Annotated in this window: 19 protein-coding genes; 6 read left to right on the top strand and 13 right to left on the bottom strand. The window is 71.6% G+C overall.

The features are described from left to right. The first annotated feature begins 1,033 nt into the window (after positions 1-1,033). The gene (locus tag OV090_RS43950) at positions 1,034-1,429 is read left to right on the top strand and encodes a hypothetical protein (protein ID WP_267710912.1); all 396 of its coding nucleotides are present in this window, start codon (positions 1,034-1,036) and stop codon (positions 1,427-1,429) included. A 489-nt stretch (positions 1,430-1,918) separates the two neighbouring features. On the opposite strand, the gene OV090_RS43945 is transcribed toward OV090_RS43950, so the two are convergent. After that, a complete protein-coding gene (locus OV090_RS43945; protein ID WP_267710910.1) occupies positions 1,919-2,140 on the bottom strand; it encodes a hypothetical protein in 222 nt (73 codons plus the stop codon). Positions 2,141-2,472: 332 nt separating this feature from the next. Between OV090_RS43945 and OV090_RS43940 the strand changes: the two genes are divergently transcribed. Continuing rightward, entirely contained in the window at positions 2,473-4,833 is a 2,361-nt protein-coding gene (locus OV090_RS43940) for a serine/threonine-protein kinase (RefSeq protein ID WP_267710909.1), read from the top strand. 131 nt (positions 4,834-4,964) lie between these two features. On the opposite strand, the gene OV090_RS43935 is transcribed toward OV090_RS43940, so the two are convergent. Beyond that, positions 4,965-6,260: a site-specific DNA-methyltransferase gene (locus OV090_RS43935; RefSeq protein ID WP_267710908.1), complete on the bottom strand. Its 1,296-nt coding sequence runs from the start codon at positions 6,258-6,260 to the stop codon at positions 4,965-4,967. A 133-nt stretch (positions 6,261-6,393) separates the two neighbouring features. On the opposite strand from OV090_RS43935, the gene OV090_RS43930 reads away from it, so the two are divergent. Next, a complete protein-coding gene (locus OV090_RS43930) occupies positions 6,394-6,534 on the top strand; it encodes a hypothetical protein (protein ID WP_267710907.1) in 141 nt (46 codons plus the stop codon). Between the two features lie 12 nt (positions 6,535-6,546). Further along, positions 6,547-6,951 carry a hypothetical protein gene (locus tag OV090_RS43925; RefSeq protein ID WP_267710906.1) on the top strand — a complete coding sequence of 135 codons (405 nt, stop codon included), beginning with the start codon at positions 6,547-6,549 and terminating at the stop codon, positions 6,949-6,951. 69 nt (positions 6,952-7,020) lie between these two features. On the opposite strand, the gene OV090_RS43920 is transcribed toward OV090_RS43925, so the two are convergent. From OV090_RS43920 to OV090_RS43885, 8 genes are all read right to left on the bottom strand, one after another. Further along, entirely contained in the window at positions 7,021-7,866 is an 846-nt protein-coding gene (locus OV090_RS43920) for an STAS domain-containing protein (RefSeq protein WP_267710905.1), read from the bottom strand. Positions 7,867-8,060: 194 nt separating this feature from the next. Beyond that, on the bottom strand, positions 8,061-9,104 hold the full coding sequence (locus OV090_RS43915; RefSeq protein ID WP_267710904.1) for an AAA family ATPase: 1,044 nt from the start codon (positions 9,102-9,104) through the stop codon (positions 8,061-8,063). Next, on the bottom strand, positions 9,101-9,406 hold the full coding sequence (locus tag OV090_RS43910) for a hypothetical protein (RefSeq protein WP_267710903.1): 306 nt from the start codon (positions 9,404-9,406) through the stop codon (positions 9,101-9,103). The genes OV090_RS43915 and OV090_RS43910 overlap by 4 nt, the downstream gene beginning before the upstream one ends. Before the next feature lie 129 nt (positions 9,407-9,535). Continuing rightward, complete coding sequence (locus OV090_RS43905; RefSeq protein ID WP_267710902.1) at positions 9,536-11,728, bottom strand: xanthine dehydrogenase family protein molybdopterin-binding subunit; 2,193 nt, start codon at positions 11,726-11,728, stop codon at positions 9,536-9,538. 24 nt (positions 11,729-11,752) lie between these two features. Continuing rightward, complete coding sequence (locus OV090_RS43900; protein ID WP_267710901.1) at positions 11,753-12,742, bottom strand: xanthine dehydrogenase family protein subunit M; 990 nt, start codon at positions 12,740-12,742, stop codon at positions 11,753-11,755. Further along, a complete protein-coding gene (locus OV090_RS43895) occupies positions 12,739-13,197 on the bottom strand; it encodes a (2Fe-2S)-binding protein (protein ID WP_267710900.1) in 459 nt (152 codons plus the stop codon). Before OV090_RS43895 ends, OV090_RS43900 begins: the two co-directional genes overlap by 4 nt. 3 nt (positions 13,198-13,200) lie before the next feature. Then, entirely contained in the window at positions 13,201-13,740 is a 540-nt protein-coding gene (locus OV090_RS43890) for a thioredoxin domain-containing protein (protein ID WP_267710899.1), read from the bottom strand. Then, positions 13,737-14,234 carry a redoxin domain-containing protein gene (locus tag OV090_RS43885; RefSeq protein WP_267710898.1) on the bottom strand — a complete coding sequence of 166 codons (498 nt, stop codon included), beginning with the start codon at positions 14,232-14,234 and terminating at the stop codon, positions 13,737-13,739. The genes OV090_RS43890 and OV090_RS43885 overlap by 4 nt, the downstream gene beginning before the upstream one ends. Before the next feature lie 189 nt (positions 14,235-14,423). Here OV090_RS43885 and OV090_RS43880 point away from each other — a divergent pair, with 189 nt between their 5' ends. Next, on the top strand, positions 14,424-14,984 hold the full coding sequence (locus tag OV090_RS43880; protein WP_267710897.1) for a Uma2 family endonuclease: 561 nt from the start codon (positions 14,424-14,426) through the stop codon (positions 14,982-14,984). 7 nt (positions 14,985-14,991) lie between these two features. Here the strand turns inward: OV090_RS43880 and OV090_RS43875 are convergent, their stop codons facing one another. Genes OV090_RS43875 through murC form a run of 3 tightly spaced genes read right to left on the bottom strand, consistent with a single transcriptional unit; the run spans position 14,992 to position 17,648 of the window. Beyond that, positions 14,992-15,249: a BolA family protein gene (locus OV090_RS43875; RefSeq protein WP_267710896.1), complete on the bottom strand. Its 258-nt coding sequence runs from the start codon at positions 15,247-15,249 to the stop codon at positions 14,992-14,994. A 9-nt stretch (positions 15,250-15,258) separates the two neighbouring features. Then, positions 15,259-16,218 carry a UDP-N-acetylmuramate dehydrogenase gene (gene murB, locus OV090_RS43870; protein ID WP_267710895.1) on the bottom strand — a complete coding sequence of 320 codons (960 nt, stop codon included), beginning with the start codon at positions 16,216-16,218 and terminating at the stop codon, positions 15,259-15,261. 5 nt (positions 16,219-16,223) lie between these two features. Further along, a complete protein-coding gene (gene murC / locus OV090_RS43865) occupies positions 16,224-17,648 on the bottom strand; it encodes a UDP-N-acetylmuramate--L-alanine ligase (RefSeq protein WP_267710894.1) in 1,425 nt (474 codons plus the stop codon). A gap of 150 nt (positions 17,649-17,798) precedes the next feature. On the opposite strand from murC, the gene mutY reads away from it, so the two are divergent. Continuing rightward, positions 17,799-18,878, top strand: a complete 1,080-nt coding sequence (gene mutY / locus OV090_RS43860; RefSeq protein ID WP_267710893.1) for an A/G-specific adenine glycosylase — start codon at positions 17,799-17,801, stop codon at positions 18,876-18,878. Positions 18,879-18,898 lie beyond the last annotated feature (20 nt).

Here is an 18,898-nt window from a genome sequence, read left to right as displayed (position 1 = left end):
ATATCGGAATTTCCGGCGGCGCTCCGCGAAAACTGGCGGCAGCCGCGGTTGTGGCAAATTGGGGAGTGGCTATCGTGATTGGTCGCCGTCGCCCGCCGCGCTCGCCATTGTCTGGCGGCCGGTGAATCCGACGCCGATACGCCGATATGTGGTAAGTGCGTGGTATTGCTATTTAAGCGAGGCGTCCGCGGCGACAGTGTCGGAGGTCGCCGCGCCTTTAGTGTAGGGTTCTCTCGGTGTATTCAAGAGTTGTGCTGTGTAAATGTCATTTTGCACTACAAGTAATGCGATCTGCTACACTGGTAGTAGAGGCGCGGCCGTCGTCGGAGTGTTGCGACGCTCTTGTCGCGCGCCGAGTCGCCGCGGTCGGCCCGCGCGCTCACTCGGCTTCCGAAGACTGCGCGGCGTCGCTCGAGGTCGGGCTCCGGATCCTGCAGGCGCAGGCGCGGTGGCTCGATGAGCCCTCCGATGGACTGCAGCCGTCCACGAACAGCATGGCAGCTTCCACCCCATGAGAGGTTCTGCGAGCGGCAGGTTCGAGTCGATCACACCGCCGTCCGCGTCTACGACCGGAGCATGCCTGGCCGCTCCAATGCCGTGGACGAGCGTGCGCAACGTTCAGAAGGCGTGGTCTGGCGAAGTTCCGGTGTGGCGGTGTCGATCGCTGTTGCCTTGTCACGCCAATGTCGCCAGCGAAATTCCGCAGCTCGCGGGTCGCCGCGCCAAATGAATCATCGCACCTTACTCGAAGATCATTTTCAAGCGACTCAAAGCTCCGCTGTTGCTCGCCACGCTGCCGAACGGCCCGCGCAGCTCCTCGATGACGGAACGCTCGCCTGCCGCGTCGAATAGCCGCTCGGCGGCCTCACTGGCTCTGTCAGAGCTACCGTGCGAGCGGGTGTCGCTGCGAGGCGGACCCAGCGATGGCATGTCGCTTCGCGCCGAGATGAAAATGATGCAGCTCCTCGCTTGACGGCGGATACAGTCGGGTCACAGTGGGGGCAAATCCTGATTCACAGGAGGAGGAGAAGACATGCTGAATCTCTTTGCCAACATCATTGGGCTGGCGTTGATCGCGGTGCCCCCCGTGGATGCGAACCTCGCGGCTGATGAGAACGTCGTGGAGGATGACCGACAGTTGTGGTCGGAGGCCGAGCTCGAAGCCGAGGATGGCGAGCTCAGCCTGGCACCCGACGAGGACGACGAAACGGTTCCGCGCGGGACTTGCTTGCCCCCCAGCCCCTACCGTCCGCAGAGGCTCCACTGCCTCGCTCTGTGCACCAATTCGCCGGGTGCTTATGAGTATGTCACGGGGTCTCCCAAGTACACCACCAACTCTCAGGGTCGGTACCTCTGCGCTGAGCGGGCGGAGAGGTACTGTGATGCCTTTGGCGAGCAGCTCGAAGCAATCTGCTGGGGGAGACCCTAAGTACACGTAGGCCCGCACGCGGCCGGACAGCCGCTGCGGGCCTGAGTGTCCCCCAGAAAAGGGGAGGAGCCCGTGAGGGGTCTCGAGCCTGCGGGAGCTCGGACTCATAGCCTCGACAAGCTCGAAACTCGTCGGGACCGGCGGGGATGCAGAGCGCGGCGAGGCCTTGCGCGGTTCGATCGCAGGCTCGTCGAGACCCAGTGCCTGCAGGGTCCACCCGTCATGCACCTGGACGACGAACGCGATCCCGTTGCGGGACATCCGGAACGGGCACAGGACCGCGGCGGGTCCCCGCAGGTCGGGAGAGAACTTTGGCGTGCTTGCGCTCGGCGTTCGCCGCATTCTTGTCGATTCGAGCGCCGGTGAGACGCCCGCGTCCACTTTTCCTTTCGCCGGGTTCGAGCGGCGTGCCGCTGGGATGACGACCGACGCTGCATTCGACAGTGAGCGTCCCCGGCGGGCGGATTTTTTGGACGGTTCGCGGAGCGCTCAGGTTGATCGGCGACAGCGGCGACGTGGGGGGTCGTCGCCGTCGATGTCCGCCGCGACGTTGCCGGCGATGTTCGCCGCGAACTCGGAGCTGCGGGGCTCGGTGAAGTCGTTCGCCGCTTCGCTACCCTGGAGGGCGATGCGGGTTCGCGCCGGAGCGACCGGAGCGGTCGTGGCGGCCTGGGTCGGTGCCGCCTCGCACGTGAGGGCGGTCGCGGACATCCGGCAGCTGCTCGTGGCGGGCTACGTTGCCGCGCTGGCGGGCGGTGAAGTCGACGGGCTCGCTGCTCCGCAACCCGCTCATAGCCCTCGCAGCGGAGCAGCTCGCCAGAGATCTCGCAGGCCCGGCGGGAGGGGTGCATGAGTCCGCTGCGTCGCCGGAGAAAACCTTTCGCGGGCCGCGACACGCGGCCGCGGACCGGACAGGGCGGCTCCAGGAGAGGTGACGACCCGCTCGTCGGCGCGGGCAGGTGCGGAAGCTCCAGGTGCGCTGCGGCCGCGACCGGGCCGCGACGCGCGGCGCGGGCAGGGGGGCACCTGCTAAGCTCGCGTCCGTGTCCAGGCCGCTTTACGAGGTCGATCCGACCCTGCGCGGCGACGAGGCCCCGCACGAGACGCCGCGCGGGGAGCTCTACGCCAATCGCTACCGGATCGAGGCCCTCGCCGGGCGCGGCGGGATGGGTGCGGTGTACCGCGCGGTCGACGTGCTGGTCGGCGACGTGGTCGCGCTCAAGGTGCTCGGCCAGTCGGTGACGCCGAAGCTGCTCGAGGGCTTCCGCCGCGAGGTCCGCCTGGCCCGCCGGATCAGCCACCCCAACGTGGCCCGCACCCACGACATGGGCGAGCACGGCGGGGTGCCGTTCTTGATCATGGAGTTCGTCGACGGCACGACGCTGCAAGAGCTGCTGCGCGACGACACGGGCGTCGCCGGCCTGGCCCCGGCCCGCGCGGCCCGCATCGCCCTGTCGGTGTGCGAGGCGCTCACGGCGGCCCACGCTGCGGGGGTGGTCCACCGCGACCTCAAGCCGGCCAACATCCTGCTCGAGGCCGAGGGTCGGGTGGTCCTCACCGACTTCGGCATCGCCCGCCCGCTCGACGGCCAGCACACCCAGGGGCTGCTCGGCACGCCGGTGTACATGGCCCCGGAGCAGGTCGCCGGCGCGCCGGTCGACGCCCGCACCGACCTCTACGCGGTCGGCCTGGTGCTGTTCGAGATGCTGACCGGCCGCCTGCCGTTCGCCGGCGACACCGCGTTCGCGGCGGCGGTGGCCCGCCTGAACGAGCCGCCGCTCGACGTGCTGGCGGTGCGGCCGGACGCGCCCGAGCCGCTGGCCGAGCTGGTGCGGCAGTGCCTGTCCCAAGAGCCAGATCGGCGGCCGACCAGCGCGGCGGCGATCGCCGAGCGCCTGCGCGGGTGGCTGGTCGGCAGCGGCGAGACGATCTCGAGCGGCGCCGGGCCGCTGGCGACGCTGTCGACCCAGCGCCACCACGGCGGCGCGACCACGCCGACCAGCACGCTGCAGGCGCCGATGGTCGCGGTGCTGCCGCTGCGCTACCAGGGGCCGCCGGCGACGGCGTACCTCGGCGAGGCGCTGACCGACGCGGTGATCGACGTGCTGCAGCAGACCGGCGGGATGCGGGTGCTCGGCAGCGGCGCGACGGCCCGCTACCGCGACGCCCGCGACCCGCGCGCGGTCGGTACGGAGCTCGGCGCGGCGATGGTGGTCGACGCGACGCTGCAGGTGACGCCGACGCTGCTGCGCGTGCAGGCGCGGCTGGTCGAGGTCCAGACCGGGCTGCAGGTCTACAACGAGCGCTTCGAGGCCCGCGCCGAGGACCTGCTCGACGCGCAGGAGATCGTCAGCAAGAAGATCGCCGAGGGCCTGCGGGTCGAGCTGACGACCTACGCCCACCGCCGCACCGGCACGCCCGAGGCGATCGCGCTGTACCGCCGGGCCCGCCGCAAGATCATCGGCAGCCACATCGTCGGCCCCGACGGGGCGATCGAGCTGCTCGAGGAGGCGCTGCAGGCGGCGCCGATGTTCCGCCCGGCGATCGCCAGCTACGCGGTCGCCCTCGCGCGGGCGTGGTTCTTCGCCGACCGCATGGGCTCGCCCCGCGACTTCGCGGCGCTGTCGCGCCAGGCGGTGACCCGCGCGCTCGAGGTCGCGCCCGACCTCGCCGAGACCCACTTCGCCCGCGGCATGTACGAGGTGCAGGTCGGCGAGTGGCGCGACGCGGTCAAGGGGTTCGTCAAGGCGCTCGAGCTGGCGCCGACCTACGCCCACGCCCACGAGTACCTGTCACAGCTGCAGTGCGAGGCCGGCAACATCGAGGACGGGGTCAGCCGCGCCCGCTTGGCCGCGGCGTTGGAGCCGAGCCTGCTGCAGGCCTACGCCCACGTGGCCCGCGTCCACGCGCTCCGCCGCGACCTGGCGGCGATCCACGAGTTCATCGACAAGCTCGAGCACCAGCCGCACTTCCAGTTCCAGGCCCTCATCACCCGCGTGCGCGTGGCCGGCTGGTTCGGCGACCTCGACACCGTCCGCACCTGCCTCGAGCGCTCGCGCGCGCTGGTCCACGGCGAGCGCGAGAACGCGGTCAGCTTCTCGGCCCACGGCCTGCTCGGCGACTACTCCCGCGAGGAGATCTGGGCCGGCTTCGAGGAGTTCGTCCGCGGCGGCCCCAGCCCCCGCATGCTCACGTCGACCTGCCAGGTCAGCGCCGAGATCATGGGCATCCGCGGCTTCCACGACGATTGCCTGGCGCTCATCGAGCGCGCCTGCGAGGCCCGCCTCATCGACCTCGAGTGGCTCGACCTGTGCCCGGCCCTGGCGTCCGTCCGCTCCGACCCGCGCTTTTTGAAGGTTCGCCGCACGGTCGCCCAGCGCGTCGAGGCGATGTGGATCGTCTGACCTGAAGGGCATGCCCGAAGGGGCATGTTTGAACGGGCATGTTTGAGAGAGCATGCTCGTAATGCCATGTCCTGGAGGACATGTGACCCGGGCCGCGCGAGGGGCAGGCCCGGGCGAGGCGTAGCGCCGCGTCAGCCGGCGCTCGGCTCGGCCTGGGCCGCGAGGCGGAAGAAGCGGAAGCCGCCGCCGCCGCGCCAGGCGGTGGCCGCGGTCGCGCCGCTCTTGTCGTCGCCGTCGACGACGGCGCGCAGGCGCGGCAGGCAGTGGGTCTCGGCGTGGGGGCCGAGCTCGACGGCCAGCCAGCGGCGCCGCATCTTGTGGGCGACCGCGGCGGTGGTGCCGGAGCCGGCGAAGCAGTCGAGCACGAGGTCGCCCGGGGCGGTGGCGACGTCGAGGCAGCGCTTGAGCAGCAGCTCGGGCTTTTTGCCGTGCGAGAACTCGACCCCGCCCTCCTTGTGCAGGTTGTTGGGCAGGAGGTCGTCCCAGATCGTCGACAGCGCCTGGGCGGTGACCCGCCGGCCGTCGACCTCGCGCACCTTGGCCGAATAGAAGATCAGCTGCTCGCCGCCGAGGAAGTACATGTCCTCGCGGCCAGGTCGCTCGGCGCGCAGGACCACCCCGGGCTCGGCGGCCGAACGGGCCAGGACCTGGCGCGCCGGCTCGCCGACGTCGCGGGCGGCGATCCGTGCGGTGCGGACGACCCGGTGCGGCGAATCGAGCACGAAGGCCTCGAGCTCGGCCTCGAGGGCGCCGCCCCGCAGGCTCTTCGGATCGAGGCCGCGAGCCCGCGCGAACGCGTGGCGCAGCGGGACCAGCCGCCAGCGCTCGGACGGGTCGTCGATGTTGTCGATCCAGCGGGTGTAGCGAGGGTCGCGGGCGGTCGCGGCGTGGACCCGCCCGGGCCGCCAGGCGGCGCGCCGGCGGGCGTAGACGACGATGAAGCTGGCGGTGCTGACGAACCCGGCGTTGACGGCCTTGGGCCCCGAGACCGAGCTCTGTTTGAAGGTGATGACGGCGATCCGGTTGTCCCGCCCGAACACCTCGTCGGCGACTGTGATCAGGTAGGCCAGCTCGTTGTCGTCGATGTGGACGAACAGGGTGCCCGAGTCGGTGAGCAGCCGGTGGAGGAGGAGCAGGCGCCGGCGCATCAGCGCGAGCCAGCGGTCGTGTTCGAGGCCGTCGTCGTAGTGCGCGAACACCTGGCCGGTGTTGTACGGCGGGTCGATGTATACGCATTGCACCCGCCCGGCGAACTCCGGCCCCAGCGCGCGCAAGACGGTGAGGTTGTCGCCGCGGATCAGCCGGTTGTCGAACAGGTCGTCCGGGCCCGCCTGCGCGGCGCGATGACCGAGCGCGAGGTCCTCGAGCAACGCCGGCGCGGAGGCGTCGTCGGCCTCGATGAGCTGCGGTCGACCGCGTGCAGGCATCGCCCGCGCGAGGGTAGCATCGTTCTCCGCGGGCCTGGCGTGCCGCGCGAGCGAGCGGGCGAACACGGCGCATGGGTTGCGAACGGGCAGGCGCCGTTGCCGGAGAAGACGCCTGCGTGTAAGTTCGAGGCGCATGACGCCCGAGGACGTCGAGGCCCTGTTCCGCGAGGAGACCGACCATGTCGAGTGGAAAGAGTCTCACGAGGCCAAGGATATGCTCGAAGCCGTGTGCGCCTTCGCCAACGACCTCGCCGACAGCAAGCGCGAGGGCTAGGTGGTCCTCGGCGTGCATGCGCGGACCGGCAGGCCGTGCGGCAAGTACCCGCGAGCCACCAGCAACGCCGACGAGATCCAGCAGAGGCTGGTGAGCCTCATCAGCTCGACGAAGATCATCCCGCACCCGGTGGTGCAGATCGAGACGCTCGAGCGCGAGGACCAGCTGGTGTTCGTGTTGCGCGTGCAGCCGTACGCCGTGCCGCCGGTGGTGAAGGTCAACGGCACGCCCTACGTGCGGGTCGGGACGGTGACGCAGCGGGCCAACGATGCGCAGCTGCGCCGGCTCGAGGAGCGCCGGCCGATCCACCACCAGCCGTTCGACGTCCGGCCTTGCGAGGGCGCAGTCGCCGACGACCTCGACGTTCCGCTGCTGTCGGCGAAGTACCGCGCACGCTCTGCGTCCCGGCATTCATGATTTGAACTCTTCGGTCGACGCTCGCGAATCGGCGAACGCGAGCGCGTACGGAGGCCCAATCCAGCGAGCTCAGAGACCTCTCGCGGCCGCGGCCTGACGCGTCTGCGTGAGCTCGACGCCGAGGCCGCGCAGCGCGTGGCGCAGGCCGCTCGCCAGGTCGGCCAGCGTCGGCGCGCGGACCGAAACCCCGCGCGCGCTCATCGACTGCGCCACGGCAGGCTGGATCCCCACCAAAATCGGCGTCGCCCCGAGCAGCTCGATCGCTTGCGTCGCGCGGGCCAGCAGCTGCACTGCCTCGTCGGTGTCGAGGCTGGGCACGCCCGACAGATCGATCAACGCGTAGGCCGCCGCGTGATGGGCCACCGCCGCCAGCAGCGCCTCGGTGATCTGCTGCGCGCGCTCGGCCCCGAGCTCGCCGAGCAGCGGCAGCACCACCACCCCCGGGTACAGCGGCAGCACGCGCAGCGACAGCCGCACCAGCGCCTCGGACTGGGCGCGCACCACCGCCTCGCGGGCCTCGAGGTACGTGTCGGCCAGCATCGCTGCGCCCGCGTAGGCGATCTTCGCCCGCGCTTGCTCCCAGCCGAGGCGGAGCTCGAGGTCGTCGGGCCAGAGCGCCGCGAAGTCGTCGGACACCGCCTGAAACCCGAGGTTCAGGCCCGTGACCACGTCCATCACCGCGACCCCGCTCTGCGAGCGGACGATCGCGATCTCTCGCATGCGCTGCAGCAGCGTGTGCGGCTCGCCGCGCTCGACGTCGGCGGCCGCCGCCTCGAACGCGCGAGCCAGCGTGGCCGACAGCTGCGCGTCGGTGAGGCCCTCGTAGAACGGCAGCTTGGCCGCCCGGATCCGGGCCGCGGACTCCGCCACGTTGTCGTTCATCCGGGCCCGGAACGCGTCCACCAGCCGCTGCATCGGTGGCGATGCTGCATCAATCACCCGCGCAAGTAAACGCGTCCGCACCAGCGCCGGCACCTCCGCCGGCGCCCGTCCCGCACGCGCAGACGCGGCTGTGCGCCCCCGCCTCGTGTCCCCGCCCGGCTCCATGACCGCGGCATGGGAGATCCTGTCCGAAGGTTCATGCGCTCCATGACGGACCCGCGGACGACTCACTGTTTGGCGGTCACGACACCCAGCGCGTCGAGTTTGACCAGGATCGCTTCGGCCAACTGCTCGAACGCCTTCGTCGCGCGGGCGACCGTCTGATACTGCGATCCGACCACACCGTCGGCATGGGCCAGCTCGAACAGCGGTTTGTGGGCGGCCTGCGCCAGCGGCACCAGGCTGGCGAAGTGACGGAGAAAACCGAGACAGTGCAGGTCGTCCTGGACCGAGCCCGGGGCTGGATCCGACCGCTGCAGCACGTCCTCGGCGAAGCTCGCGGGTATCTGCTTCAACCATCGCTGATACGCGCGCACGGGCTCGTCGGCGATGGTGAGTTGCTGCTGGACGACGTAGCCGAGCGGCTGCATCCCGCGCTGCGGCAGCCACGGCGGCGGCTCGCGGCGGCGGCTCGCGCTCTGCAGGTTCTTCACGCGGGCGGTCTCCCACTCTTCTCGCCACTCGTGCAACACCTCGCCCACGTTTTGAAGGCCGCGGAGGCTGAACAGATCGGGCGCGAGGGGGACGACGACGGCGTCGGACGCGAGCAACACGGCGCGATTGAGGGCTCCCAGGCTCGGCCCCACGTCGAAGAGCAAGAGTTCGGCGCCGAAGCTCACCGCGAGACGGTCGAACGCCGTGACCGCGTGCAGCGCCAGTTCGTTGTCCTCGGCCATGATCTGCGGCCAGTCACGGGCGAGACGCGACTCGAAGCGACTCAGGCGCAGGTCACCCGGAAGGAGATACAGGTCGTCGGCGAGCTCGTAGCCGACCGGCTGGGCCAGCTCTCCCTTGCCGATCCGGACCTTCTCGACGCACGACGCGACGGTCTGCCCCGGCTTGCCGTCGTCCCAGATCGACTCCAGGACGTGATCAGGCAGCGCGAGCGCCGACAGGTTGCACTGCGGATCGAGATCCATCAACGCGACCCGCCGACCCAACCTGGCGAACATGTGCGCGAGGTTGAAGGTCAAGGTCGTCTTGCCGACCCCGCCCTTGTTGTCGAACAAGACCAGGCTCTTCGGTCCGCGCGCGACGCGTGGTCGCTTCATTCGCGGCGCCTCCGCACCGTCACGGTCGTGAAGCCGTTCGTCTCGATCTCGAGCGGAGGATGGCCCTCCCGGTGGAGCAACGCCTCCGCGCGACGCACTCCGCGGCCCGCGCGCTCGACCGTCCACGCCTGCTTCAATTGCTCGATGAGGGGCCCGGTGATCGTCTGACGCACGCTGATCGGCGCGTCGTAGTCGTTGCCGGCGTAGCGCACCATGTCGACATAGGCCCCGGAGTAGAAGCTCTGGGGGCTGAGGCCGTACACCAGCACGGCGGCGTTGTTCGGCGTCCACGTCCCGTTCACGGGCCGGCCCAGCTCCTGCTGCGTCAGCCAGCGCTCGAACGGGAGGAAGGTGTCCGGGTCGCCGTCGAGCTCGCGGGCTGCTCGATTGACCGATCACGCCGAGCGAATCATCCTGTCCTCCGGGACATGTCATCCGCGGCGGCCGGCCGACTCGTCGGCCTCGGCTGCGAGCGCGGCGAGCAGGCGGTCGGGGGTGAGCGGGAGGTCGCGCAGGCGGACGCCGATCGCGTGGTGAACGGCGCTGGCGATCGCGGGGGCGATGCCGGTGATGCCGATCTCGCCGACCCCGCGGCAGCCGACCGAGTTGAAGGCGAGATCGGGGACGCCGCCTAACCACTCGACGTCGATCTCGGGCACGTCGGCGTGGGTGGGCAGCAGATAGCCGGCGAGGTCGGCGTGGACGGGCAGGCCGTGGACGGGGTCGTGGACGAGCTGCTCGAGCAGGGCCTGGCCGACGCCGAAGACGATCCCGCCGATCAGCTGGTTGCGGGTGGTGGTGGCGTCGACGACCTGGCCGACGTCGAACACGCCGACGACGCGGGTGACGCGGATCCGCCCGAGCTCGGGGACGACGCGGACCTCGACGAACTGAGCCCCGAAAGAGTGATGGGCGTGCGCTTCGCCGGCGTGACGCGCGTCGGTGGTGCCGACCGCCTCGACGTGGTCGAGGCCCGCGCGGACCAGCAATTCGTGCCAGTCGACCGATTCGTCGGGGGTGCGGCGGAATGATAGCAGTCGCCGGCGCAGCTGGAGGCACGCGGCCTGGGCGGCCGGGGCGGCGCTGGCGGTGAGGTTCGAGCCGCCGGTCATCGGGCACTGCGGCAGCCGGGTGTCGCCGAGCTCGACCGTGACCCACTCGATCGGCAGGTCGAGGGCGTCGGCGACGACGACTGCGAGCATGGTGTACATGCCGGTGCCGAGGTCGACGCCGGCGGTCGAGACCGTGGCGTGGACGCGGTCGTGCTCGCGGTCGAGGCGCACGCACACGCTGGCGGGGTCGCGGTTGCCGGGGTGGGCTGCAGTGGCCATGCCCCAGCCGAGCCAGGCGTCGCCCTCACGCATGCTGCGAGGCCGCGGATCGCGGCGCGCCCAGCCGAATCGCTCGGCGCCGCGCTCATAACATTCGCGCAGGTGCTCGCTGGCGTACGGCTTGCCGGTGTGGGCGTCGCGACTGCTGTGATTGCGCAGGCGCAGCGCCAGCGGGTCGAGGTGCAGGGCGCAGGCGAGCTCGTCGAGGGCGCCCTCGAGCGCCCACAGGCCGGTGGCCTCGCCGGGGGCGCGCATCCACCCGGGCTTGGCCAGGTGCAGCGGGACGATGTCGTGGACCGCCTCGTACGCGGGACAGGCGTAGAGCGTGCGAGTGACGCCGCTGGTCGGCTCGTAGAAGGGATCGCGGTCGGCGACGCCGTGATCGACCGCGCAGTGGCTGCGGGTGTGGTGGCGCAGCGCGAGCAGTCGACCATCGGGCGCAGCGGCGAGCTGGATCCGCTGACGCGTGGCGGCGCGCGGGCCCACTGCCGTGAGGACCTCGGCGCGCCGCAGGACGACCTTGACCGGGCGCTCGAGGCGACGCGCGGCGACTGCGGCCAGCAGGGTGTGGGCGGCGGTGAAGACCTTGGCGCCGAAGCTGCCGCCGACGAACGGCGCGAGGACGCGGACGCGCTCGCGCGGCAGGCCGACGGCCTGGGCGAGCACCGCCTGGTCGCCGCGGACCCATTGCGTGGAGTCGTAGACGACGAGGTCGTGGTCGACCCAGTGCGCCACAGTGGCGTGCGGCTCGAGCGGGCAGGGGTGCTGGATCGGCGTCGAATAGACGACGTCGAGCGTCACCGGAGCGGCGCGCAGGGCCGCGTCACAGTCGCCGCGGCGCGGCGCGTCGGCGAGGCGGGTGCCCTCCCCGTCGTCGATGTCGACCACGAACGGCGCCTTCTCGTAAAAAACTTCGACGAGCGCGGCGGCGTGAGCGGCCTGCTCCGGCGATTCGGCGACGACCATGGCGACGAGCTGGCCGCGGTAATAGATGCGGTCGTCGGCGAGCGGCGGGCGCGGGTCGGCGGTGAGGCCGGTGCCGTCGCCGTTGGGGAGGTCGCCGAGCGGGCCGCGGTTGTGGTGAGTGAGGATCAGGAGCACGCCGGCGGCCTGCTCGGCGCGAGTGGTGTCGATGGCGACGATGCGACCGCAGGCGACGGGGCTGTCGACGAGGGCGGCGTGGGCGAGGCCGGGGAGCGCGACGTCGGCGGCGTAGCGGGCCTGGCCGGTGACCTTGATGCGGGCGTCGATGCGTTCGGCGGGTCCGCCGATCCGGGGGCTCGTGGTCGACATTGCGAGGGCCTCCTGCGAATGTCGTCACCCGGGGCGGGCCGCCAGCTCGGTCAGGGCGCGGGCGACGACGTGGCGGGCGAGCTCGATCTTGAAGCCGTTGTGGGCCCCGGCGACCGCGTCGGCGAGCGCGAGGTCGGCGGCGGCGCGGAAGGCCGCCGGCTCGGCCCGTCTGCCGCGCAGCGACTGCTCGGCGGCGGGGCAGCGCCACGGGCGGGTGGCGACGCCGCCGAGGGCGATCCGGGCGTCGCGGACGAGGCCGCGCTCGACGTCGAGGGCGACCGCGGCGGAGGCGAGGGCGAACTCGTAGCTGGCCCGATCGCGCACCTTGAGGTAATGCGAGCGGCGCGAGAGGGCGAGGTCGGGCAGCTCGAAGTGGGTGACGAGCTCGCCGTGATCGAGGACCGTCTCGCGCTCGGGGGAGCGGCCGGGCAGGCGGTGAAACCCGTCGAACGGCAGGCGGCGGGCGCCGCCGTCGCCGCGGCGGGTGTAAATAATGGTATCGAGGATCGCCAGGGCGGTGGCGAGGTCGGAGGGGAACACCGCGATACAGTGCGGGCTCGTGCCGAGGACCGCGGCGTCGCGGTCCCAGCCGGTCCGGGCGGCGCAGCCGGTGCCGGGCTCGCGCTTGTTGCAGGCGCTGTGCGGGTCGCGATAATAAGGGCAGCGCGTGCGCTGGAGGACGTTGCCGGCGACTGTCGACATGTTGCGCAATTGCGGCGACATGCCGGACAGGAGCGCCTCGCCGACGACCGGCCAGCGGGCGCGGATGTCGGGGTGCTCGGCCAGCTGGGCGTTGCGCACGCAGGCGCCGATCCGCGCCCGGCGATCGTCGAGCTCGATGTCGCCGAGCGGCAGGCGGTGGACGTCGACGAGGGTGGCGGGCGCGAGCACGCCGAGCTTCATGAGGTCGACGACGGTGGTGCCGCCGGCGAGGAATATCGCAGTCGGCGCGGCGTGGACGGCGGCCGCCGCGTCGGCGACGCTGACGCCCTCGACGTAGGCGAACGGCCTCATGTGCGCACCCGACGGATCGCGGCGAGGATGTTGGGATAGGCGCCGCAGCGGCACAGGTTGCCGCTCATGCGCTCGCGGATGGCGACGTCGGTGAGCTCGCGGCGGTGGTCGACCTCGGCCAGCAGCGCGACCGCCGACATGATCTGCCCCGGCGTACAGAAGCCGCACTGCAGGGCGTCGCACTCGATGAAGGCGAGCTGCATCGGGTGGAGGTGGGCGCCGAGAGCGAGGCCCTCGATCGTCATGATCTCGCGGCCCCGCTGGGCCACCGCCAGGGCGAGGCAGGACAGGACGCGCCGGCCGTCGACGTGGACGGTGCAGGCGCCGCACTGGCCGTGGTCGCAGCCCTTCTTGGCGCCGGTGAGGCCGAGGTGGTCGCGCAGGGCGTCGAGCAAGGTGGTGCGCGGGTCGAGGGCGAGCTCGTGGTGCTCGCCGTTGACGGTGAGGCGGACCATGCCTCAGCCCGCCCGGGGGAAGCGCGCGGCGAGGGTCATGGCCGCGAGCAGGGAGTCGAAGTCGAACGGGCCCTCGTGGCGGATGCCGTTGATGAAGAAGGTCGGGGTGCCGACGACGCCGCTGATGGCCCCGCTGTGCAGGTCGCCGCGGATCTTCTCGAGGAAGCGGTGGGCCTGCAGGTCGGCGACGAAGCGGTGCATGTCGAGGCCGAGCTGCTCGGCGTAACGGCCGAGGTGCGGGACCTCGAGCGCGTGCTGGTCGTCGAACAGGAGGTCGTGCATCTCCCAGTACTTGCCCTGGTCGCCGGCGGCCTCGGCGGCCTCGGCGGCGATCTGGGCGTTCGGGTGGGCGCCGACGACGGGGAAGTTGCGGAAGCCGAAGCAGAGCTGGTCGCCGAGGGCCCGCGCGAGCGCCTGGACGACGATCTGCGCCTGGCCGCACAGGGGGCACTCGAAGTCGCCGAATTCGACGAGGTGGATCGGCCGCGAGAGCTCGCCGCGCAGGTGATCGCGCGGGCCGAGCGGCGGCTTGAGGGTGCTCATGGTCGGTCTCCTTCCTGCGGCCGCGGCCGCGATGACAGTTTTCCGAGGCCGTCGAGCGCAGCGAGGATGCCGTCGGCGCCCGGGTTGATGCCGGTCGGGGAGAGGTAGCTCCAGGCGATTTGTCCGTCGCAGTCGACGACGAACAGGGCCCGGCCGCTCATGCCCTCGGCCGCGTCGTAGCAGCCGTAACGGCGCGACACGCCGCCCTTGGGCTCGAAGTCGGAGAGCCGCGGGAAGCTCAGCTCGTAGTGGCGAGCGAAGGCGAGGTGACACCACGCGCCGTCGCAGGCGATGCCGAGCAGCTGGGCGCCGTGGGCCCGGAGCTCGTCGATGATCAGGCTGTAGACGGCCATCTGCTCGGTGCACACGGGGCTCCAGTCGGCCTGATAGAAGGCGAGCACGACCGGCTTGCCGCGGAAGTCGACGGGGGCGAGCGTCTGGTCGGGCGTGGTCTTGAGCGCGAACTCCGGAGCGCGTGCTCCGGGCTGAAGCATGGACGACGCTTCCACCCGCCAAGGCTGGCCCGAGGCCCCTGGCTGTCAATCACCGGGGCGACGGTCCGCGGCCCGCCGGCCGCATTGGCGACCATCGCCGCACGTTCGCCTGGGGCCGCTCGCCGCAGACGCGAGGCCGGCGCCCGGGGGCGCGCTGGTGGCCGCGCGCGTGTATTGGTACGCTGAGGTGTGTCCGCAGTCCCGCAGCCCCGCATGAGCCTCGAGGAGTTCCTCGCGTGGGAGCAGACGCAGGCGCACCGGTACGAGCTCGTCGACGGCGAGGCGTTCGCCATGGCCGGCGGCTCGACGTTCCACGCGCACATCGGCGTCAACCTCGCCGCGACGCTGCGCCAGCAGCTGCGGCCGCGCGGCTGCTTCACGTTCCACGAGGGCATGAAGGTGCGCGTCGGCAACGACGTGCTCTACCCCGACGTGGTGGTGAGCTGCGATCCCCAGCAGCTCGAGCGCCCCCTCGTCGAGCGGCCGGCGCTGATCGTGGAGGTGTTGTCGCCGTCGACCGAGAGCTTCGATCGCGGGCGCAAGTGGGCCCTGTACCAACAGCTCGCCAGCCTGCAGGCGTACCTGCTGGTGAGCCAGGACGCGCTGTCGATCGAGGTGTTCGTGCGCGCGCCGCAGGGCTGGCATTACCGGCGCGAGGCCGGGGCCGCTGCGGTGGTCGAGCTGCCCGCGCCGCCGTGTCGCTTGGCGCTGGCGGACGTGTACGACGGCCTGCTGGAGCGCCTGGGCTGAGTGGGCTCTACGGGACGATGGTGCGCAGGCTGTCGACGGCGTGGACGGGGGCCATGTCGCCGGCCATGAGGTGGGCGATGGCGCCGTAGACGAGGCGTTGCTGGGCGACCATGGACTTGCCGGCGAACTCGGACGAGACGACGACGATCGTGTAGTGGCCGCCGCCGCCCGAGACCTGGACGTCGTCGGCGGCCATCTTGGCGAGGATGGCCTCGCGGATCGCGTCGATGACGGAGCCCTGGAAGTTGGTCGGGTGGTGACTCATGGGCCGGAGTTATACCGCCTCGCCGGCGATCTTGACCTCGAGCTCGAGCTGGATGCCGGTCTCCGTCCGCACGCGCTCGCGCACGAGGTCGATCAGCGCCAGGAGGTCGGCGGCGCGCGCTTCGGGCACGCCGGGGCCGGGGCGTTCGACGACGAGCCAGTTGGCGTGCACCGGGCTGACGACCGCGGCGCCGACCCGGGTGCCCTTGAGGCCGACCGACTCGATGATGCGGCCGGCGAAGTCACCCGGCGGGTTCTTGAAGGTGCTGCCGTTGTTGGCCACGCCGCTGGGCTCGCGCTGGCGCCGACGCTCGCGCAGGCCGGCGACGTCGGCCTCGATCTCGGCGCGCGCGCGCGGCCAGCAGCGCAGCTCGGCGCCGACGACGATCTCGTCGGGCGGCAGGTCGGAGCCGCGGTAGCGGAAGCCGCACTCGGCGTGCTCGCGGGTGCGCGCGCGGCCGTCGCGGTGCAGGCTGTGGACGCGGGTGACGACCTTGGTGAACTCGCCGAGGTAGGTGCCGGCGTTCATGATGAGGCCGCCGCCGACGCTGCCGGGCACGCCGCCGAGGAACTCGAGGCCGCCGAGCTCCCAGGTGGTGACGTGCTGCAGCAGGCGGCCGGTGGTGGCGCCGGCCTCGACGTCGACGCGGGCCGGGTCGGCGGGATCCGGGCGCTCGACCCGGTTCATGCGCGCGAGGTTGATGACGACGCCGCGGATGCCGGCGTCGCGCACGAGCAGGTTGGAGCCGCCGCCGACGAAGCTGACGCCGATCGACTTGGCGTGACAGGCGGCCAGCAGCAGCTGCAGGGCGCGGGGGTCGGCCGGCCTGGCCCAAAGGTCAGCCGGGCCGCCGAGCCGCAACGTGGTGTGGCGCGCCATCGGCTCGTCGAGGCGCAGCTCGAGCGCGCCCGGCGGGAGGCCCATGTCGCCGAGCTCGGCCAGCAGCCGCTGCCCGCGGGTGAGGCTCATGGGGGTCACGCCACCGCGGCGCCGCCGAGCTCGCCGGCGGTGAGGTCGCGCGGGGCGTCGAGGTGGGCGGCGAGCTCGCGGCTGACGTGGGTGACGCTGCCGGCGCCGAGGGTGATGATCAGGTCTCCGGGACATGACTCTCGGGCCAGGTACTCGGAGAGGCCGGCGACCGGCTTGTGGAGGACGACCGGGCGGTCGGGCCGGCGCGCGCGCACGGCGGCCGCCAGGGCCTCGACGGTGGCGCCGGCGAGCGGCGGCTCGCCGGCGGCGTAGATGTCGGTGAGGACGACGAGGTCGGCGGCGTCGAGGCTGGCGGCGAAGCCGTCGAGGTGGGCGCGCACGCGGGTGTAGCGGTGGGCCTGGAACACTGCGACGAGCCGGCGCTCGGGGTAGCTGGTGCGCGCGCCGGCGAGGGTGGCCCGCACCTCGGTCGGGTGGTGGCCGTAGTCGTCGACGACCATGACGCCGCCGGCGGTGCCGCGCACCGTGAAGCGCCGCTGCACCCCGCCGAAGCCGGCCAGGGCGTTGGCGACGGCCGCCAGCTGCAGCTCGTGGAACTCGCACACTGCGATGGTGGCGAGCGCGTTGAGCACGTTGTGCACGCCCGGCATGTGCAGCGAGAACGGGCCGAGGTCGCGGCCCTGGCCGACCACGCGGAAGTGGGTCGTCGGGCCGTCGTGCACGACGTCGACCGCGCGGTAGTCGGCCTCCGGCGAGAAACCGTAGGTGACGTAGCGCTTGTGCAGGCGCGGCAGGATGGCGGCGGCGTTGGGGTCGTCGAGGCAGACCACGCACAGGCCGTAGAACGGGACCCGGTTGGCGAACCCGACGAAGGCGTCCTGCAGCCGCTCCATGCTGCCGTAGTGGTCCATGTGCTCGTCGTCGATGTTGGTGACGACGGCGACCGTGGGCGTGAGCATCAGGAAGCTGCCGTCGCTCTCGTCGGCCTCGGCGACCAGCAGGTTGCCGCGCCCGTTCTTGGCGTTGCTGCCGAGGGCGTTGAGCTTGCCGCCGATGACGACGGTCGGGTCGAGGCCGGCCGCGTGCAAGGCGGTGGCGACGAGGCTGGTGGTGGTGGTCTTGCCGTGCGAGCCGGCGATGACGACGCCCTGCTTGAGCCGCATCAGCTCGGCCAGCATCTCGGCCCGAGGAATCACTGGAATCTTGCGCGCCCGGGCCGCGACGACCTCGGGGTTGTCGGACCGCACCGCCGAGGAGATGACGACGACATCGGCGTCCCCCAGGTGGGCCTCGTCGTGACCGCGGTGGACCGCGGCGCCGCGCTCGCTCAGCCGCCGGGTGGTCTCGCTCTCGGCCAAATCGGTGCCGGTGACGCGGTAGCCGAGGTCCAGCAGGATCTCGGCGATCCCGCTCATCCCGATCCCGCCGATGCCGACGAAGTGGATGTGTGTGTCGCTCTTGCGGAACATGCGGGGAAACGCTGGCCGGCGAGTGTACTGGTTCGCCGGTAAAAGGACACAAAAAGACCCGGCGACGGCGGGAGCCGCGCGGGACGACCCAGGCTTCAACGTGCCGACGAAGGGGGCTTATTTCCGGCCCGGACATGCTATAGGAGCGCCGTGCTCGATCTCGCGCATCGCCTCGCCAACCTCCTCGAACCCTGGTTCCTCCAGCACCAGCGCGACCTGGCGTGGCGGCGGACCCGCGACCCGTACGCCATCTGGGTCAGCGAGATCATGCTGCAGCAGACGCGGGTCGACACCGTGGAGCAGTACTACGGGAAATTCCTGGAGCGCTTCCCGGACATCGGCACTCTGGCGGCAGCCGACGAGTCGGAGGTGCTCGCGGCGTGGAGCGGGCTCGGCTATTACCGCCGCGCTCGCCTCTTGCACGCGGGGGCCCGCCACGTCGCCACCACGCACGGCGGCAAGGTGCCCGACGACCCGGAGCTGCTGCGCCAGATTCCGGGCGTAGGTCGCTACACCGCCGGGGCCATCGCCTCGATCGCGTTCGAGCGGCCGACCGCGCTGGTCGACGGCAACGTGGCCCGCGTGCTGTCGCGGGTGCAGGCGATCGAGGACCCGAAGCTGCAAGAGGCGGGCGCGCCGGGCCACTGGACGATGGCGCAGCAGATCGTGCAAGCAGGGCCGCCGCGGGTGCTGGCGCAGGCGTTGATGGAGCTCGGCGCGACGGTGTGCACGCCGCTCGGGCCGCGCTGCGAGGGCTGCCCGGTCCGCAGCGAGTGCCAGGCGCTGGCGAAGGGGCTGCAGACGTCGATCCCGCGGCCGAAGCAGCGCGCGCCGTCCCCCCGCGACGATCTGTGGGCGGTGGCGGTCCGCCGCAACGGCCGGGTGCTGCTCGAGCAGCGCGCGAACGACGGGCTGCTGGCCGGGATGTGGTGCTTGCCGCTCATCGAACGCAAGATCACCGACCGCGCCGGGGCGCCGCCACGAGCGATCGCAGAGGTCACCGGGGTGAAGGTGAAGTCGGTCGAGGCGCTCGCCGAACCAGTGAAGCACGTGTTCACCCACCGCGTGTGGATGCTGTGGCCGTGCCGCGGCGAGGCGGCGATCGTCGATGTTTCTCATATGTCGGGTTATGAGGACGGCCCGGGCCGGATGTGGATCGCGCCGGGCGAGCGGCCGCGTGGGGGGATTCCGAAGGTGACGGAGAAGGTGCTCGAGCGGCTCGGGTATTGATGCGCTCGGCGCGAATGCGG

This window comes from Nannocystis sp. RBIL2 (assembly GCF_026626745.1).
GTDB lineage: Bacteria > Myxococcota_A > Polyangia > Nannocystales > Nannocystaceae > Nannocystis.
This window is presented reverse-complemented; position numbering and strand designations above follow the sequence as displayed.

Excerpts from the sequence above, each read along its gene's own strand:
- OV090_RS43950 (WP_267710912.1), top strand. The coding sequence starts at position 1,034 with ATGCTGAATCTCTTTGCCAACATCATTGGGCTGGCGTTGATCGCGGTG.
- OV090_RS43945 (WP_267710910.1), bottom strand. The coding sequence starts at position 2,140 with ATGTCCGCGACCGCCCTCACGTGCGAGGCGGCACCGACCCAGGCCGCC.
- OV090_RS43935 (WP_267710908.1), bottom strand. The coding sequence starts at position 6,260 with ATGCCTGCACGCGGTCGACCGCAGCTCATCGAGGCCGACGACGCCTCC.
- OV090_RS43930 (WP_267710907.1), top strand. The coding sequence starts at position 6,394 with ATGACGCCCGAGGACGTCGAGGCCCTGTTCCGCGAGGAGACCGACCAT.
- OV090_RS43920 (WP_267710905.1), bottom strand. The coding sequence starts at position 7,866 with ATGCAGCGGCTGGTGGACGCGTTCCGGGCCCGGATGAACGACAACGTG.
- OV090_RS43915 (WP_267710904.1), bottom strand. The coding sequence starts at position 9,104 with ATGAAGCGACCACGCGTCGCGCGCGGACCGAAGAGCCTGGTCTTGTTC.
- OV090_RS43905 (WP_267710902.1), bottom strand. The coding sequence starts at position 11,728 with ATGTCGACCACGAGCCCCCGGATCGGCGGACCCGCCGAACGCATCGAC.
- OV090_RS43900 (WP_267710901.1), bottom strand. The coding sequence starts at position 12,742 with ATGAGGCCGTTCGCCTACGTCGAGGGCGTCAGCGTCGCCGACGCGGCG.
- OV090_RS43895 (WP_267710900.1), bottom strand. The coding sequence starts at position 13,197 with ATGGTCCGCCTCACCGTCAACGGCGAGCACCACGAGCTCGCCCTCGAC.
- OV090_RS43890 (WP_267710899.1), bottom strand. The coding sequence starts at position 13,740 with ATGAGCACCCTCAAGCCGCCGCTCGGCCCGCGCGATCACCTGCGCGGC.
- OV090_RS43885 (WP_267710898.1), bottom strand. The coding sequence starts at position 14,234 with ATGCTTCAGCCCGGAGCACGCGCTCCGGAGTTCGCGCTCAAGACCACG.
- OV090_RS43875 (WP_267710896.1), bottom strand. The coding sequence starts at position 15,249 with ATGAGTCACCACCCGACCAACTTCCAGGGCTCCGTCATCGACGCGATC.
- murB (WP_267710895.1), bottom strand. The coding sequence starts at position 16,218 with ATGAGCCTCACCCGCGGGCAGCGGCTGCTGGCCGAGCTCGGCGACATG.
- murC (WP_267710894.1), bottom strand. The coding sequence starts at position 17,648 with ATGTTCCGCAAGAGCGACACACACATCCACTTCGTCGGCATCGGCGGG.